Consider the following 17,513-nt stretch of genomic DNA (forward strand, 5'->3'; position numbering starts at 1 on the left):
CAAACAATACCATAAAGGCTCTAATTGTAGTGGGGCTCGTATTTGGCGGTGTTTTTGAAGAACTTTTTTGGAGAGGTTACTGGATTAAAAGACAGGTTGCGAGATATGGAAAAAATGCATGGATTATTAACGCAGTACTTTGGTCAATATCTCATATAATTGCCTACAATCCCATAAAAATTATTTTTATTGCGTTTAGTTTTTCCTTTATTTCCAATATATATCGCACTTCTACTATTACGGTTGTTTTTCATTCAATAATCAATATTTTTGTTGGGTTAAGACTAATAACTGTTTATTCTTAAAATATTTTGATGAAAGATATTTTCAGACATTAAAAAAGAAGAAAATCCAAGATAGCGCTTGCTGTGATGTCGTTGGTGATAGGGATTTACTTTTTTAAGGAAAGTACCTTTTCAAACTATACCATAGCAGGATTTTTAATTACAGTGGTTTTGGCTTTTCTGATTATTTCTTGGGGAAGTGATAATCCGGGGAAGAAAAGGAATAAAAAAGCTGAATTTCAGGGCTTTTTTTATGCGTGGATAATATAGATTGTCGGTCTTTTGTCCAAATCTAACTCAATTTCACTCCATTCGTGTACGCTTTTCGTTGAAATAAATTCCGTTGGTAACGTAATGTCGCATGCAATACACAGCCGTGTCGTCTTTTGTAGTGTTCTAATAAGTTCTTTGACCAATTTATTGTTTCGGTAGGGAGTCTCCATAAATATTTGGGATTGCCCTTTATCGCGGGATAATCGCTCCAATCCTTTAACCATCTTCTTGCGCTCTGCATTGTCAATGGGCAAATAACCATTAAAAGCAAAGTTTTGTCCGTTCATACCACTGCTCATCATGGCCATTAAAATGGAGGAGGGGCCCACCAACGGAACCACCTGGATTCTTTTTTCGTGTGCCACACGAACAACATCGGCACCGGGGTCGGCAATACCTGGGCATCCAGCTTCGGATAATACACCTATGTCAAAACCATGGATGCATGGATCCAAAAATGAGGGAATTTCTTCTGGATCGGTGTATTTGTTCAACAATTGTAGGTGGAGGTCAGGTTGCGATTTGCTGGGGCTTACTCGTTTTATGAATCGCCTGGCCGTCTTTTCATTTTCAACAATGTAGTGGTCAATTCGTTCAATGGTTCCCTTTACCGAAATAGGCAACACTTCCAAAGGTGCATTATCTCCCAAAGTTGTGGGAATCAAGTAAACTTTGCCCACGACTAATCCAGGTTTTTCCTCTTCCATGGGTTTAATTTAATTTTTTCGCAATTACCTCACAAGCCTTATCTATCATTTGGCACACATTTTCAAAGCCATCGTTGCCACCATAATAAGGGTCGGGCACCTCTTGGATGCCCAATTCTATCTCGCTCAATAATAATTTTACCTTGCTCGCCTCCTCTTTGTTTTTTGCCAAGCTGGCCACATCGGAAAAATTGCTTCGGTCCATAACGTAGATATGGTCAAACTCCAAAAAATCTTGTCTGGAAAACTTTCTACACTGTTGATGTGTAATGTTTAAACCATATTTTCTGGCCACGGCAATGGAGCGTTTGTCGGGCGGATTGCCAACATGGTATCCGGCCGTGCCAGCGGAATCAACAAAAACAGAAGCCGGGTCAACTTTAGATTGCAAAATACCTTCGGCCAAAGGTGACCTGCATATGTTTCCCAAGCAGACCATCAAAACTTTGGTTTTCATAAATATGTTGTGAAAAATTAGGAGAACTTTTTGCTCAAATCCTCAATGTATTTTCTGAATTGTTTATCGGTTTCCGCAAGGTTGTCCACTGTTTTGCATGCATGGAGCACGGTAGCGTGGTCCCGTTTTCCAATTTGAGACCCAATGCTTGCCAAAGATGCCTTGGTGAATTTTTTTGCAAAGAACATGGCCAATTGCCTCGCTTGTACAATATGGCGCTTTCTTGTTTTGGATTGAAGTGTGGCCACATCCATTTCAAAGTAATCGGACACCACTTTTTGAATGTAGTCGATAGACACTTCGCGCTTGGTATTTTTCACGAACTTCTCCACTACCTGTTGCGCAAGTTCCAAGGTAACCTCACGTTTGTTGAAGGAAGACTGTGCAATCAATGAAATGATGGCACCTTCCAGCTCACGGATATTGGTTTTGATGTTCTTGGCTACGTGGTCGATGATATCCTCCGGCATCTCGACCCCGTCTCGGTATAATTTGTTTTTTAAGATGGAAACACGCGTTTCGTAATCGGGACTTTGCAATTCTGCTGACAGTCCCCATTTGAAACGAGACAACAAACGCTGTTCAATGTCCTGCATATCCACAGGAGCTTTGTCCGATGTTAAAATTACCTGCTTGCCATTTTGGTGCAAGTGATTGAATATATGGAAGAACACATCTTGTGTTCCAGATTTACCGGATAGAAATTGTACATCATCAATAATAAGAACATCTATCAATTGGTAGAAGTGGATGAAATCGTTTCGGGTATTCTTTTTTACGGACTCTATATATTGCTGGGTAAATTTTTCAGCAGAAATATAGAGAACGGTCTTTTCAGGATACTTATCTTTTATTTCCACCCCAATGGCATGTGCCAAGTGGGTTTTTCCCAAACCAACGCCACCAAAAACCAATAATGGGTTAAATGATGTTCCCCCGGGTTTGTTGGCCACGGCCATACCGGCCGATCTTGCCAAACGGTTGGAGTCTCCTTCCAGGAAATTGTCAAAATTGTAATTGGGATTTAACTGGGATTCAATTTTTATATTTCGAATACCAGGTATCACAAACGGATTTTTTAATTCGGGGCTTTTAGAAGTAATCGGCACATCCAATTCCTGTGGTCCCACGGCAGTACGGTTGGAACTTGGTATTTGTTCCGTAAAAGGTTCCTTGTTGCCGTACTTGTTCTCCATTTTTATAACATAGATGAGCTTTGCGTTGCTCCCCAACTCACGCGTCAAGGCAACTTTTAAAAGCTTTACATAATGTTCTTCGAGCCATTCGTAGAAAAACTTACTGGGTACTTGAATGCTAAGTGCCTTATCGGTTAACTTAATAGGTTTGATGGGCTCAAACCACGTTTTGAATGCCTGCGGTTGGATATTATCTTGGATAAAAACCAAACAATTGTTCCATACGGAATTAGCAGTAACACTCATAGAAGTTTTTCCTTGTTTAATGGTTAGCTTTAATATTTAAGAGCAAGCATCTAAAGGGTTATAGGATGCTTATTGGATGCGACAAATATGTGAACAAATCTTTTAAAAAAAAAATGAAATCGGCATTGAAAGTTTTGTTTTTTTTTCGCATGTTACCCTCAAAATAAGCAAGCCTCTAAATATATAATTTTTCAGTTAAAAATGGGTCTAAATTCATATTCTTTTCGGGTTCGGTATGCAGAAACCGACCAAATGGGGGTTGTTTACCACGGTAACTATGCGCAGTATTTTGAATTGGGTCGGGTAGAGTGGTTGAGGGCCATGGGAATCACTTACAAGAGCATGGAGGATAATGGTATAATGTTACCCGTAATTTCCTTACATATTGACTACAAAAAATCTGCGCTATATGATGATTTGCTTACCGTACAGACCAAACTAAAATCCAGGCCTATGGTCAAAATTGAATTTGATTATAACTTGTTAAATGAATCTGGAGAACTATTGGCCACCGCAAATACCGTTTTAGCTTTTATGGATAAAAAAACGGGCAGGCCTGTAAAATGTCCTGATTATATTTTGGAAAAACTGGATGATTGATTTTTTACGAGGCTAGAGGCTAGAGGCTAGAGGCTAGAGGCTAGAGGCTAGAGGCTAGAGGCTAGAGGCTAGAGACAAGTTCAAGTCCAAGTTCAAGCTCAAATATCAAGTTCAAGAGCATAGAAAAGAGGTAAGACTTCTGAAGTTTGGAGTTATTCGGTTATTGGTTACTGCAGATTGCCTACTGTTTACTGCGAACTGCGAACTGCAAGTTAAAATTCAAGAACAGAAAATTGGTGATGATTCGTGGAATTGGTGTCAAAAAGGCAAAGAACCAAGACCGCTACGCTGATAGATACAAGAACCAAGACTTCGTGCTTCGGACATCTGACTTCCGACTCCCAACAATTGTTTCATTGTCATTTCGAACCGACCAGCGGGAGAGTGAGAAATCTATTCGATACTACTCTTTCAAAAGGGATTTCTCAATCGATGCACTGCATCTCATTTCGAAATGACGATTTGGCTCAGCTCAGTATTCGCACGGAATGACAAACTCAAGTGTCAAGTTCAGAGTTAGGAGTTATTGCGCCACGAACAGGCATGCTTCTGACTCCTTACTAAGTTATTGGGTTATTGAGTACTGCCACTGCCAACTGACTTCCGACACCGAGCACCGTGCATCAAACTCAAGTATCAAGCTCAAACTCAAGTGTCCTTAAGTCTAACAGCGAAGCGGTCTATGTTCTTGTGTCTAGCAGCGAAGCGGTCTTATGTCCATAATAAGGGCAGAAAATATAGTTGAGAGACAAATTACCTTATCATTGTCGCATCCACACCATGCATTTCGTCGAAAAGTTGAAATATTTCTTCTGATTCACTTAATCGAACCGAAATAACAAGCTCACAATCCAACTCCATTTTTTGGGAAACAATGTCCAAATCTTTCTGTTTGATGGTTCGCATTACAATATCCATAACCGGATATTCAAATTGTAACCTTAATTGAGCTTTAATGGTCTTTGTGACGATCTTGGCACTTTCCAAGGCCATCTGTGCAGCAGTTTTGTATGCCTGAATCAAACCACCGACCCCAAGTTTGGTGCCGCCAAAAATCCTGGTAACGGTAACCAGCACATTGGTCACACCAAAAGATTGTATTTGTCCGTAAATGGGCATACCCGCCGAATTGTTGGGTTCGCCATCATCATTGGCCCTGTAGGTTGGTTTTTCAGTTCCGAGCTGCCATGCGTAGCAAACATGGTTGGCCGTATGGTATTTTTTGCGAAGTTCCTCTACAATCGGTTTTACATCATCCTCCGAAGCAATGGGGTGGACCGCAGCATAGAATTTACTTTTTCGGTCTTTGTACAAAATCTCGGGCGAAGGTTTGTTAACGGTCTTGTAAACATCTTCTTTTTTCTCCATTAGAACAAAGCTACCAATATTATGCTCAAAACGGCCAAGGCAACCCCGCTCCAATTTTTAAGACTGAGCTTCTCTTTAAACAATAATATTCCGACAAGCGTGGAGACCATTACAATCGCAACATTGTTTAAGGTAAAGATGGCGGCACTGCTCAAAATACCCTCACGCAGGGCACGAAGCAAAAAATAAATAGAAAAATAATTGGGTACGCCAAGAGCGATGCCCCCCAAAATATTTTTAAAGTTGACTTTTAATGGAGTTTTGACTGCTTTGATTCCAACAAAAATGAATCCGGTCAAAGCAGCAAATCCAAAAATCATGGAAGAAAAAACCGGGATTTCTTGATCCGTCAAATGAATTTCCTCAAAATATTGGATGCTGGTGTCAATAATACCAGAACCCAAAAACACCAACAGCGGAAGTATCAAGGCCTTTCTGTTTATCCTAATACTTTCCTCTTTTATAGATGCCAAATAAACAGCCACTAATGCCAATACAATTCCAATAATTTGCAGTAAACTTAAATGCTCTCCATACAGCAAAACACCCATTATCACAGGAATGGCCAACGACATTTTAGTGGCTACCGATGCTACCGAAACTCCGGATACCTGTGCCGTTTTGGCCATCAAATTGAAAATCACAATAAAAAGTACGCCCAATAATATAGGGCCTATGAGCCATGGTTTATTGGTGAAGTCGCTCACACCAACGGGACCATCATATAAGAAGAACCCAACCGCACAAGCAACCACATAATTGGTAATGATGGCATACAAGGTTTGGACCTTAAAAACATCGTACAATTTGAATACCACAAAAATCAAGGTCGAGCTCAGAACGCTCAGAATCAGATATATCATTTACAATTTTGATTTTAGTTGGGTTATGTCCTCTTCTCCCACGCGAAGGTTCCAGACTTGAATCCCCAATTCCGCTGCAGCATTGGCATTTTCCTTTACATCATCCACAAAAAAAGTTTCGTTGGGCACAAGCTTGTTCTCCTGCAGCACAAACTCAAAAATTTCCGCATCCGGTTTCCGCATCCCTATTTCATAGCTCAAATAGAATAAATCGAATGCATTTTTGAATCGATTGAACCGTTCTATGCCCATTTGCTCCTTTACACATTCAATATGTAGGTCGTTGGTGTTGCTCAACAAAATCAATTTATATTGGCTTTCTACCGCAAGTTGTTCAATGAACTCCAGCCGGTGTTCGGGAAAATCCAATAAAATGGAATTCCAAGCCTGTTTTAAATAATCCTTACTTGCTTTTGGAAAATGAGTTGAAACTTCATCTAAAAAATTCGAAGAAGCGATAAGCCCTTTCTCGTAATCCTGAAACAGACTTTCCAGTTCTGACGTAATTTCAGTAAACCCGTGCTGCACCATTGCCTTTGCCGTGGCAGGTTTATCCAGGTTGATGAGCACATCGCCAAAATCGAGAATAATATTTTTAATCATTGGTGTAAAAGGATAAGGTGTCGGTCAATATCTTTTCTTGATGATGTAAAGTTCCCTGTAATTTTGGAGCTGGCAAACCATTTCCAAAACAAACGGAACCTTTAAAAACACGAGCTTCGTCCCAAAGGTTTTCATCAATAAAGGTTTGAAGCATTTTTGCCCCACCCTCAACAATCACGCTGGTAATGTTGTGTTGGAGGAGCACATCACAAATTTGTATGGCCAATGGTTTTGAAAAATCAATCACAACATACGCAACACCCTCAATATATTTTAATGCATCTTCAATCTCAGTCAGAATTATGGTCTGCACGGATGTGTCCAAAACGTGATAGCTTGCATCAATCTTCAAACCTTTGTCCAAAACCACACGAATAGGGTTTTTACCGGCCCAATTGCGCGTGGTCAATTTGGGATTGTCTTCCAAAACGGTTTTGGTGCCGACAAGAATCGCCTGCTCCTGGCTGCGCCATTGATGCACCAATTGTTTCGAATAAGGGTTGGTAATCCAAAACGGTTCAGGATTATTTTTCCGTAAAAATGGCTGGGGAGCCAAAAAACCATCATCGGACTCCGCCCATTTTAAGATAATGTAAGGCCTTTTTTTCTCTTGAAATGTCAAAAATCGTTTATGGTGTTTACGGCATTCATCCTCAAGAACACCTATGGTGACTTTGCAGCCCGCATCTTTCAATTTTTTGATGCCTTTGCCCGCCACTTTATCGTGGGGATCCTGCAGCCCGATAAAAACTTCTTTGAGTTGGTGCTTGGCTATCAAATCTGCACAAGGAGGTGTTTTTCCATAATGTGAACAAGGCTCCAAGGTAACATATAATAATGATTCCTTCAGCAAACCCTTGTCCTTGACCGAGTTGATGGCATTCACTTCCGCGTGCGGCCCTCCGTAGGGGTCGGTAAATCCTTCACCAATAATTTTTTTATTGTGAACGATCACACAGCCCACCATTGGATTGGGAGCCGTGGTTCCCAACCCTTTTTTGCCCAGTTCTATGCATCTAAGGATGTATTTTTGATGTATATTCACCTCGCAAAAATAGAACAATAAAAACAGAATATGGGAGATACGGTGATTCGTGAAATAACCCCCGAAGACAACGCACAGGTGGCCCAAGTAATACGAAAAGTTTTCGAGGATATGGGGGTGCCCAAAGTGGGAACCGCCTATGCGGACAAGGCCTTGGACGATATGTATTCCAATTACAATGTGCCAAAGGCAGCTTACTTTGTGGTGGAGCACAAGGGACGAATTATAGGTTGTGCCGGCGTAGCGCAGTTGGACAACTATGATGGGAATGTCTGTGAACTTCAAAAAATGTACTTTTTAGAAGAGGCGAGGGGCAAAGGGCTTGGCGCCAAAATGATTGAAGCCTGTTTGGAAAAAGCCAAGGAGTTTGGTTTTGAGGCCTGCTATCTGGAAACCATGCCCTACATGGAAGCCGCTCAAAAACTCTATAAAAAAAATGGTTTTGAATACATAGATGCCCCAATGGGGAACACGGGACATTATTCCTGCCCGGTTTGGATGCTTAAACAACTGTAATGCTCCTCAAAGAAATCAAAGATATTTTCCATAAGGAATTGGGTGACATCTACCCCAAAGAAGAAGTTGATTCTTTTTTTTACGCTTGCATTGAACATTACCTAAAATTGGAACGGTTTATTCTGGCCATTCAGCCTGGAATTACTTTGACCAAGGAAGAAGAACAGCCCCTTTTTGAAGCATTGTCCAAATTGAAACTGGAAAAACCCCTTCAATATATTTTAGGGACGGCCCATTTTATGGATTTGGAGCTACGGGTCGATGAAAATGTGTTGATTCCACGTCCAGAAACCGAGGAACTGGTACAATGGATTTTGGATGATTGTCAGAAAGAGGAACGGTCTAAATCGGACGCTGAGCGCCCGCCTGCCGCTCGGGCAGGGAGCCGAAGCGTCATTTCGACTCCGCTCAATGACCGTTCGTTGCAAATTTTGGACATCGGAACAGGAAGCGGTTGCATCGCCATTGCTTTGGCAAAACATCTTACCAATGCCAAAGTATATGCCTTGGATGTTTCGCAAGGCGCATTGACTGTTGCTAAAAAAAATGCGGAATCCAACAAAGTTGATATTACTTTTTTAAAACATGACATCCTTGACCCTGAACTTGTACTTGAACTTGATTTCGACATCATCGTATCCAATCCACCCTATGTCAGGGAGTTGGAAAAGGAAAAAATCAAAAGAAACGTAAAGGATTTTGAACCAGCCACGGCCCTTTTTGTATCTGACGAAGACCCATTGCTTTTTTACAAAGCCATCATGGACTTTTCGAAAAAGCATCTAAAGGAGAATGGAAGGTTGTACTTCGAAATCAACCAATATTTGGGCAAGGAAACCGAAGCACTTTTCAAAGCCCATAATTTTTCGGAAATTGAACTGCGAAAAGACATCTTTGGCAACGATAGAATGCTAAAAGCAATTAAGAAATGAACATCCAAGATAAAATAACCTCCCTACGCAATGAGCTAAGGGAACACAATTATAAATACTACGTGCTCGATGAGCCTTCCATTTCTGATTATGAGTTTGATATGAAACTCAAAGAGCTTCAAAAATTGGAAGCGGAACATCCAGAATTTTACGATCCCACTTCGCCCACCATACGAGTAGGGGGAATGGTTACCAAAAACTTTGAGACCGTTCCACATGAACATCGCATGTATTCCTTGGACAATTCGTATTCCAAGGAAGATTTGGAGGATTGGGAGAAACGGGTTCTGCGTATTCTCGGGGATGCAGAGGTGGAATTTACCTGCGAGTTGAAATATGATGGGGCTTCCATCAGTCTAACTTATGAGGACGGAAAATTGGTGAAAGCCGTCACTCGGGGCGATGGTTTTCAAGGTGATGATGTGACCAACAACATCAAAACGATTAAATCGGTTCCTTTGCAACTAAAAGGAGACTATCCACCAAAATTTGATATTCGTGGGGAAATTATCCTAACCCTCGAGGGTTTCACAAAAATGAATGCAGAACGTGTTGAAGCAGGTGAAGACCCGTACATGAATCCTAGAAATACCGCATCCGGGAGTTTAAAACTTCAGGATAGTGCCTTAGTGGCCCAACGCCCGTTGGAATGTCTTTTGTACAGCATCGCAGGTGAAAATCTTGGGGTAACCTCTCAGTTTGAAGTCTTGGAAAAAGCAAGATCATGGGGGTTTAAAGTGCCAACAGTAGCCAAACTTTGCAAATCCACAACAGAAGTGATGCAATTTGCCGATTATTGGGAAGTAAACCGTCACAAATTGCCTTACGAAACAGACGGGGTAGTGGTGAAAATAAATAGCATACAGCACCAAGAAGAGCTTGGCTATACGGCCAAATCACCACGCTGGGCCATGGCCTACAAGTTCAAGGCGGAACAGGCAACCACCACTTTAAATAAAATAACCTATCAAGTGGGGCGTACGGGTGCCATTACCCCTGTAGCCAATCTAGAACCTGTTTTGTTGGCAGGAACCACGGTAAAACGTGCTACTTTGCACAATGCCGATCAAATTGCAAAGCTTGATGTCCGCGAAGGAGATACTGTTTTTGTAGAAAAAGGAGGGGAAATCATACCTAAAATTATTAAGGTCGATTTTACCAAACGGGATGCTGATTCCAAACCTACCGTGTATATTGCCCATTGTCCCGAATGTGGCACCGAATTGATTCGTAAAGAAGGAGAGGCCCAGCATTTCTGCCCAAACGATATAGGTTGTCCTCCACAGATTACGGGTCGGATTCAGCACTTTATCTCCCGAAAGGCCATGGATATTGAAGGTTTGGGAAGTGAAACGGTGGAATTGCTTTTTAATGAAGGCTTGATTGCTAACTATGCGGATCTCTATATTCTGACCAAGGAACAAATTTTGCCTTTGGAACGTATGGCCGACAAATCGGCCGAGAACTTGGTGAATGGTGTTCAAGCGTCCAAAGCCATTCCATTTGAGCGGGTGCTTTTTGCTCTGGGGATTCGATATGTAGGTGAAACGGTAGCCAAAAAACTGGCAAAGGCCTTCAAAAATATTGATGCATTGATGGCAGCTTCGCAGGAACAACTGGTTGAGGTGGATGAGATAGGGGAGCGAATTGCCGAAAGTGTGATCAGTTTTTTTTCGGAACCTGCCAACATCGAAATCATTGAACGATTAAAATCCTACGGATTGCAATTCTCATTGTCCGAGGAGCAATTGGAAAATCAAACGGATAAATTCAAAGGGCAGACCTTTGTGGTGTCCGGCGTGTTCGAATCTATCAGCAGAAACGATTTAAAGAAGATGATAGAGGACAATGGTGGCAAGGTGTCTTCGTCCATATCTTCAAAAACAAGTTTTTTGGTGGCAGGGGACAAAATGGGGCCAAGTAAAAAAACAAAGGCGGAAACCTTGGGAGTACCCATAATATCGGAACAGGAATTTTTGCAAAAACTGGAAGCATGAAACCCAAAACCTATGAAGAATTTGAAGCTACATTGAAACAAAGTACGCCTCCGAAGGAGTGGTCAGAACCCTTAAAATCCCTTTGGTTTGATGCAAAAGACGATTGGGAAGCTTCGCACGATATCGCCCAAGAGTTCCATTCCCAAATGGGCAGTTGGATTCACGCATACCTTCATCGAAAAGAAGGCGATGAGTGGAATGCAGGCTATTGGTATCGCCAAGCGGGCAAGCCTTTTCCCGAGTATAGTTTGGAGGAAGAGTTAAAAGTATTGGTCGAGGCCAACCTTTGATTGTTTACAGTTTGCAGTGGCAGTTAGCAGTTGACAGTAACTGAATAACTGACAACTGAACAACCCAATAACTCCAAACTTCAGAAGCCCATTCTTGTGTCTAACAGCGCAGCGGTCTTGGTTTCTTGTTCCATTTTCCGTCCCTTCACCCTTAATCCTTTGCCTTTTTGACACTAATTCCACGAATCACCACGAATTTTCTGTTTTTGATACTTGAAAATGCAGTTGGCTGTCTACAGTAACCCAATAACTGAACAACCCAATAACTTAGTTGGAAGCACGATGCACGGAGTCTTGTCTCTTGTGTCTTGTCTCTCTTCTCTTTACTCTTGAACTTGTCGGAAGTTTGGAATTTGACACTTGTTATTTGAGTTTGTCATTCCTGCGAAGGCAGGAATCCATTTTTTAAAGAAAGCTGGGAACACACCATAAAATTGATTTCTCACGCTCCCGCTGGTCGGTTCGAAATAGTAAAGGTTAACTAATTCGTAACCGTTCCTGAAGAAACACCCCTAAGGTCCCCTCAAGGGGACAGTTGTTTTTGAACTTGAACCTTGATTCGAGCAATTAGTGAAATTCGTGTCAAAACCTTTTTACCCTTGACCAAGACGTCATTCCGAACTTGTTTCGGAATCCCATAGGAGTGAGACCCTGAAACCTGCCTATGCCGGCAGGCAGGCCAGTCCAGGGTGGCGGATTTCTCACGCTCCCGCTGGTCGGTTCGAAATGACATGGAACTGAATTAGGGTAATTCGAGAAATTCGTATCAAAGTCGGAAGTCCGTTTCTGGTTATAGGTTTCAAGTTTCTGATTTATTGGTTGTTTGATGCCTGATGCTCGGCGTTGGGAGTTGGAAGCGCGATGTACGAAGCACGAAGTCTTGGTTCTTTGCTCTTGAACTTGACACTTGAATTTGAGTTTAATTCGAGCCATTCGTGAAATCCGTGTCAATTGTAGCCAACCGTCATTCCGAACTTGTTTCGGAATCCCATAGGAGTGAGACCCTGAAACCTGCCTATGCCGGCAGGCAGGCCAGTTCAGGGTGGCGGATTTCTCACGCTCCCGCTGGTCGGTTCGAAATGACAATGAAAAATTGTTGGGAGTCGGAAGTCGGATGTCCGAAGCACGAAGTCTTGGTTCTTGTGTCCAACAGCGCAGCGGTCTTGGCTCTTTTCCCTTTGTTCTATTTTCCGTCCATTCCCCCCTTTACCTTTAACCCTTTTGACACCAATTCCACGAATCATCACGAATTTTCTGTTCTTGAATTTTAACTTGCAGTTCGCAGTTCGCAGTAAACAGTTGGCAGTAACCAATAACCGAATAACCCAATAACTCCAAACTTCAAAAGTCTTACCTCTTTTCTCTCTTTTCTATGCTCTTAACTTGATGCTTTATTCGAGCAATAAGTGAAATTCGTGTCAAGCCAATAAACAATGAGTAGCCATTCAACTTTTACCCTTTTGACACCAATTCCACAAATCATCACGAATTTTCTGTTCTTGATACTTGAACTTGCAGTTGGCAGTCTGCAGTAACCAATAACCGAATAACCTCGCAACTCCTAACTCTGAACTTGAGTCTTACCTCTTTTCTCTTTGTTCTATTTTCCGTCTATTCACCTTCAACCCAAATCATCCATCAATCCAAACCCAACTTATTGATTATTGAGTATCAAACAGTAATACTAACCCCTTCGGCAGAAGCATTTTTGTCCGAATCAAAGTAAAAATCTATTCTACCTAAATTAATACCGTAGCAGCCCACTTGGTTGACCAGTACAGAGTTTCCGTTTTGATTGGTGCGTACATCGGGTTTGTCCAAAAAAGTATGGGTGTGGCCGCCAATGATCAAGTTGGTATGGAAAGTTTGTTGCGCCAATCGGGTATCACAAGGTCTTTCGGGATTTTTGTAATCGTAACCCAAGTGCGAAAGGCAGATTATCAAATCGCATTGTTCTTCTTCTTTCAATTGCTTTTCCATATCCAAGGCAATTTCGTAGGGGTTCAAGTATTTGGTTTCTTTATACAGTTTTTGGGTTACTAAACCATCCAACTCAATACCTAGACCATACACACCGATTTTTACACCATCAACCATGTAGATTTTATAAGGCTTTACATAACCATCCATCACGGTATTGGAAAAGTCGTAGTTAGCGGAAATCATTTCAAAAGTGGCATGGGGCATCTGTGCCAACAGTCCATCTATGCCATTGTCAAAATCGTGGTTGCCAATGGTGGATGCATCGTATTTGAGTTTGCTCATCAGTTTAAACTCCAATTCACCTCCATAAAAATTGAAATAGGGCGTACCCTGGAAAATATCCCCGGCATCAAAAAGTAGGGTGTTCGGATTTTCGTTGCGAATCTGTTCCACCAAAGTGGCCCTGCGCGCAATTCCTCCCAAATTCGGGTATCTGGAGTGGGAAGCGGGGAAGGTATCGATATGGCTGTGCACATCGTTGGTGTGCAGAATGGTAATCTGTTTTTCACCCAAATTGGAACATGAGCTTAAACTTAGCCCGCCCAATCCAATTAAAGTGGATGCAGCGGTTGTATTGGTAATAAAGTCCCTTCTTTTCATTAATCCATTTGTTTTATACGGTCGTCTGCAACCGCTTGTAAGGTGTCCACTTTTTTAAAGTAATCTATAAGAGCATTGCGCAATAGGTAATCCGTTGCCGTTCTCGAAACAATTTGATCAAAAAAGCCAACGCTTGGCCCTCCGTTTATCAAATAATCGGATGATGCAACGTAGTAGTTTCGGTTTTCATCAAAAGGTTGCCCTTGAATGTTCACGGATTCCAGGGCGCCATTCTTGTCCGTAACAATCTCGATTCCGGCAATGGGGTGTCTCCGAGAGGATTTTGCCACAAAATTGATGAGTTCGCGTGTAGCGGAACCGCTGAGTTCCACCACTTCAATATAATTTTCAAAAGGCATTACTTCGTAGGCGTTTCTGGCGCTCACATTGCCCTCGGAGATAATGGAGCGTACACCACCGGCGTTCAATACCACAAAATCCAAGGTGTTGTTGGTTCTTGATTTGAAAATAGGGGAGGCCTGCTCAAAAACAATGTCCGCCATTAAGTTCCCCATAGATGAGGTACGTTCGCCATCGTTCAGCAATAGCGGTTTTGGGGCATAAGCCAAGGTACTGTCCAGTACCTCGTTTATTCTTTTTCTGTACGGTTCCACAAACGCTTCCATGGAATCGGTCTGTGCGTAGGTAGCGTCGATTTGGATTTGTTTGCCCTGTATTTCCGTTAGGTTTCCAGCATCATTTTTGCAGGACATTAAAAAACAAAAAGTTATAAATACAACAAATTGTTTAAAATTTAGATTGTTCACGTGCGTATCTTTGTTAAGTCGTCTTGGTAGATTATTTACCTTTGTAAAAATCAACAAAAATATGTTTTTGAAAGGACTCCAAGACAAATTTAAGGTTAAATCCGGGCTTAAATATTTACAGGGGGAAATGGAAAAACCCTCAAAGTCTGTGACCAGGGAGAAGGGAATAACCAGCGTTGGCTGTATAGTGGATGTTGATAATTTCCAGCAAGCGGAGACCTTTTATGAGCTTATTGATGAGTTCGGGTTAAGACCCAACGCTATAAAAATTATTGGCTATAAACGGGAGTATGACAAAAACTCACCTTATTCCATCCAAATGTTCTCCGATAAGGACTTGGGTTGGAAAGGCCAAATCGAGAATAGCTACGTTCTTGAGTTTTTGGGCAGGGAATACGATATGTTGGTCAATTATTACGAGGAGGATAATTTAATGATGAAGTTGTTGTCCGTAAAAACCCTCGCTCGGCTCAAGGTTGGATTAGGTGCTCAGGACCCCAAGGTCAACGATTTGATCTTAAACATACCCTTGAATGATTTTAAATTGTTCAAGAGTGAGTTGAAAAAGTATTTAAAGGTCTTAAACGAAATTTGAGCAAATGGAACAGTTGATCGGAACAGGAGTAGCATTGGTAACTCCGTTCAGAGAAGATTTATCGGTGGATGTGAAAGCCTTGGAAAGAGTGGTGGAGCATAACATTCAAGGTGGTGTGGATTATTTGGTAGTGTTGGGAACAACGGCCGAATCCGCAACCCTTTCACAAGCGGAGAAACAGTTGGTGGTAGATGTAGTGGTGCGTACCAATGCTGGCAGGCTTCCATTGGTGCTTGGTGTGGGGGGCAACAACACCATGGCGGTGGTAAACGAGCTTAAAACATTGGATTTATCCGATTTTGATGCCATTCTCTCTGTATCGCCCTATTACAATAAACCCACGCAAGAAGGCATATACCAACATTTTAAAGTGATTGCCGAAGCATCGCCCATACCAATTGTACTATATAATGTGCCTTCTAGGACAGGAAGCAATATGTTGCCCGAAACGACCCTAAGGCTGGCCCATGAGTTTTCCAATATCGTGGGAATCAAAGAAGCATGTGGGGATTTGGTGCAGATTGGTGAAATCATCAAAAACAAACCGGAAAGCTTTTTGGTGATTTCCGGTGACGATGCCACAGCCTTGCCGACCGTTTTGGCCGGTGGGGCCGGAGTTATCTCGGTTTTGGGCCAGGGATTGCCTACGCTTTTTTCGGATATGATCAAACTAGGTTTGGAGGACAATGCAAAAGAGGCTTATGGAATACACCATAAACTTTCGGCGTTAATGTCGCTTATTTTTGAGGAAGGTAATCCGGCAGGGATCAAAAGTATTTTTGAAAGCAAGGATATTTCAAAAGCAACAGTTAGGCTGCCACTGGTTGAAGCGACCCCTGTATTAAAAGAAAAAATAAGTGCTTCGCTAAAGGCACTGGACAGGGCACATGTTTAAAATTCGTTAAATGTTGCCCAAATTATTGGGTATTGGCCATTGTACCTGTTACATTTGAGTGGTAAAAATTCTTTTTTTATATCCATTCAATATCACTAATTTTGCAAAATGTTTTTGAATATGAGGTCAATACTCCTTTTTTGTTGTGCAGCAGCATTTCTCGTATCCTGTAGCGAATACCAAAAGGTACTCAAGGAAACCGATGTGAAGGCCAAATATGATATGGCCGAAAAGCTGTACGAAGAAGGTGATTATAAAAGAGCAGTTCGTTTGTTTGAGCAAATTGCGCCCAAATATGTAGGTAAACCCCAAGGAGAGCGGGTAATGTTCTTTTTTGCCGACAGTTATTTCAAAAACGGTGATTATTATTTGTCGGGCTATCAGTTCGAGCGCTTTATAAAATCGTATCCACGAAGTGATAAAATCCAAGAAGCGAGCTTTTTGGGAGCAAAAAGTTACTACATGCTGTCTCCAAGATATTCTTTGGACCAGACGGATACGGATAAAGCCTTGTTGAAGCTTCAAACATTCATCAATAATTATTCCGAATCAGAATTTTTTGAAGAGGCCAATGCCATGGCCAAGGAGCTGACCACCAAAAAAGAGAAAAAGCAGATAGAAATAGCGAAACAATTCAACAAATTAGGAAAATTTAACCTACCTGTTTTGATTTCAGCCATAACTGCGTTCGATAATTTTATAACAGACAACCCAGGTTCGGTTTATAGGGAAGAAGCCCTTTATTACCGAATTGAAGCAGCTACAGAGCTGGCTTTGAACAGTACAATGGACAAGAAGAAAGAGCGATTGGAAGATGCTCTTGACTCCTATAATAATTTAATACGCTATTTTCCAGAATCGAAATTCAAAAAAGAAGCTGATGAACTTGCCGAAACGATTCAACAGGAATTGAGCGTATATAACACGACTTCCGTATCCAAATAAAAATTAGTTTTTAAACCACTGCATATGCAAGATTTGAAAAACACCAAGGCCCCGGTTTCCACAGTAACACTCAACCGAAACGAGTTTGACGAAAAAACCGAAAACATTTACGAAGCCATTTCCATTACGGCCAAAAGAGCGATCCAAATCAATTCAGAAATAAAAAAGGAATTGTTGGAAAAGCTTGAAGAATTCGCCACATACAGCGACAGCTTGGAAGAAGTATTCGAGAACAAAGAACAAATCGAAGTTTCCAAGTTTTACGAAAAGTTGCCAAAACCACACGCTTTGGCAGTACAAGAGTGGTTGGAAGATAAAATTTACTACAGGAATACAGCGAAAGACGCTTAA

The 17,513-nt window shown here is 41.6% G+C and carries 20 protein-coding genes; 11 read left to right on the forward strand and 9 right to left on the reverse strand.

Annotated features, from left to right (window positions below; translation table 11 throughout):
• The coding region (locus GO009_RS16465; RefSeq protein WP_163627815.1) for a CPBP family intramembrane glutamic endopeptidase at window positions 1–305 on the forward strand (305 nt) is incomplete at its 5' end.
• Between the two features lie 230 nt (window positions 306–535).
• Here GO009_RS16465 and GO009_RS16470 read toward each other — a convergent pair.
• From GO009_RS16470 to dnaA, 3 genes are read right to left on the reverse strand one after another with little or no spacing between them, the layout of a single operon-like run.
• Window positions 536–1,264, reverse strand: a complete 729-nt coding sequence (locus GO009_RS16470) for an SAM-dependent methyltransferase (RefSeq protein WP_163627816.1) — start codon at window positions 1,262–1,264, stop codon at window positions 536–538.
• Window positions 1,265–1,268: 4 nt separating this feature from the next.
• Entirely contained in the window at window positions 1,269–1,721 is a 453-nt protein-coding gene (locus tag GO009_RS16475) for a low molecular weight protein-tyrosine-phosphatase (protein WP_163627817.1), read from the reverse strand.
• Between the two features lie 17 nt (window positions 1,722–1,738).
• On the reverse strand, window positions 1,739–3,163 hold the full coding sequence (gene dnaA / locus GO009_RS16480) for a chromosomal replication initiator protein DnaA (RefSeq protein WP_163627818.1): 1,425 nt from the start codon (window positions 3,161–3,163) through the stop codon (window positions 1,739–1,741).
• A gap of 201 nt (window positions 3,164–3,364) precedes the next feature.
• On the opposite strand from dnaA, the gene GO009_RS16485 reads away from it, so the two are divergent.
• On the forward strand, window positions 3,365–3,763 hold the full coding sequence (locus tag GO009_RS16485; protein ID WP_163627819.1) for a thioesterase family protein: 399 nt from the start codon (window positions 3,365–3,367) through the stop codon (window positions 3,761–3,763).
• Window positions 3,764–4,516: 753 nt separating this feature from the next.
• Here the strand turns inward: GO009_RS16485 and GO009_RS16490 are convergent.
• Genes GO009_RS16490 through ribD form a run of 4 tightly spaced genes read right to left on the reverse strand, consistent with a single transcriptional unit; the run spans window position 4,517 to window position 7,642 of the window.
• Entirely contained in the window at window positions 4,517–5,131 is a 615-nt protein-coding gene (locus GO009_RS16490) for a YigZ family protein (RefSeq protein ID WP_163627820.1), read from the reverse strand.
• Window positions 5,131–5,994, reverse strand: a complete 864-nt coding sequence (locus GO009_RS16495) for a DMT family transporter (protein ID WP_163627821.1) — start codon at window positions 5,992–5,994, stop codon at window positions 5,131–5,133. The genes GO009_RS16490 and GO009_RS16495 overlap by 1 nt, the downstream gene beginning before the upstream one ends.
• A complete protein-coding gene (locus tag GO009_RS16500) occupies window positions 5,995–6,597 on the reverse strand; it encodes an HAD family phosphatase (protein WP_163627822.1) in 603 nt (200 codons plus the stop codon). It lies immediately after the preceding gene.
• Window positions 6,590–7,642, reverse strand: a complete 1,053-nt coding sequence (gene ribD, locus GO009_RS16505; protein ID WP_313790241.1) for a bifunctional diaminohydroxyphosphoribosylaminopyrimidine deaminase/5-amino-6-(5-phosphoribosylamino)uracil reductase RibD — start codon at window positions 7,640–7,642, stop codon at window positions 6,590–6,592. Before ribD ends, GO009_RS16500 begins: the two co-directional genes overlap by 8 nt.
• Before the next feature lie 30 nt (window positions 7,643–7,672).
• Between ribD and GO009_RS16510 the strand changes: the two genes are divergently transcribed.
• From GO009_RS16510 to GO009_RS16530, 5 genes are all read left to right on the forward strand, one after another.
• Window positions 7,673–8,158, forward strand: a complete 486-nt coding sequence (locus GO009_RS16510) for a GNAT family N-acetyltransferase (protein WP_163627824.1) — start codon at window positions 7,673–7,675, stop codon at window positions 8,156–8,158.
• Window positions 8,158–9,090, forward strand: coding sequence for a peptide chain release factor N(5)-glutamine methyltransferase (gene prmC, locus GO009_RS16515; RefSeq protein ID WP_163627825.1), 933 nt, complete (start codon window positions 8,158–8,160; stop codon window positions 9,088–9,090). Before GO009_RS16510 ends, prmC begins: the two co-directional genes overlap by 1 nt.
• Complete coding sequence (gene ligA / locus GO009_RS16520) at window positions 9,087–11,087, forward strand: NAD-dependent DNA ligase LigA (RefSeq protein ID WP_163627826.1); 2,001 nt, start codon at window positions 9,087–9,089, stop codon at window positions 11,085–11,087. The genes prmC and ligA overlap by 4 nt, the downstream gene beginning before the upstream one ends.
• A complete protein-coding gene (locus GO009_RS16525; protein ID WP_163627827.1) occupies window positions 11,084–11,377 on the forward strand; it encodes a hypothetical protein in 294 nt (97 codons plus the stop codon). Before ligA ends, GO009_RS16525 begins: the two co-directional genes overlap by 4 nt.
• A 935-nt stretch (window positions 11,378–12,312) precedes the next feature.
• Entirely contained in the window at window positions 12,313–12,648 is a 336-nt protein-coding gene (locus tag GO009_RS16530) for a hypothetical protein (protein WP_163627828.1), read from the forward strand.
• 400 nt (window positions 12,649–13,048) lie between these two features.
• Here the strand turns inward: GO009_RS16530 and GO009_RS16535 are convergent, their stop codons facing one another.
• Together GO009_RS16535 and GO009_RS16540 are read right to left on the reverse strand one after the other, a co-directional pair.
• Window positions 13,049–13,960 (reverse strand): metallophosphatase, encoded by a 912-nt coding sequence (locus tag GO009_RS16535; RefSeq protein ID WP_163627829.1) that lies wholly within the window; start codon window positions 13,958–13,960, stop codon window positions 13,049–13,051.
• On the reverse strand, window positions 13,960–14,673 hold the full coding sequence (locus GO009_RS16540; RefSeq protein ID WP_239057504.1) for a 5'-nucleotidase C-terminal domain-containing protein: 714 nt from the start codon (window positions 14,671–14,673) through the stop codon (window positions 13,960–13,962). Before GO009_RS16540 ends, GO009_RS16535 begins: the two co-directional genes overlap by 1 nt.
• 181 nt (window positions 14,674–14,854) lie before the next feature.
• Here GO009_RS16540 and GO009_RS16545 point away from each other — a divergent pair, with 181 nt between their 5' ends.
• From GO009_RS16545 to GO009_RS16560, 4 genes are all read left to right on the forward strand, one after another.
• Window positions 14,855–15,322, forward strand: a complete 468-nt coding sequence (locus tag GO009_RS16545; RefSeq protein WP_306770406.1) for a hypothetical protein — start codon at window positions 14,855–14,857, stop codon at window positions 15,320–15,322.
• A gap of 4 nt (window positions 15,323–15,326) precedes the next feature.
• A complete protein-coding gene (gene dapA, locus GO009_RS16550) occupies window positions 15,327–16,217 on the forward strand; it encodes a 4-hydroxy-tetrahydrodipicolinate synthase (protein WP_163627832.1) in 891 nt (296 codons plus the stop codon).
• A 120-nt stretch (window positions 16,218–16,337) separates the two neighbouring features.
• A complete protein-coding gene (locus tag GO009_RS16555; RefSeq protein WP_239057505.1) occupies window positions 16,338–17,162 on the forward strand; it encodes an outer membrane protein assembly factor BamD in 825 nt (274 codons plus the stop codon).
• A gap of 24 nt (window positions 17,163–17,186) precedes the next feature.
• Entirely contained in the window at window positions 17,187–17,513 is a 327-nt protein-coding gene (locus GO009_RS16560) for a DNA-directed RNA polymerase subunit omega (RefSeq protein WP_163627834.1), read from the forward strand.

The organism is Allomuricauda sp. TY007, assembly GCF_010468565.1.
Lineage (GTDB): Bacteria > Bacteroidota > Bacteroidia > Flavobacteriales > Flavobacteriaceae > Flagellimonas.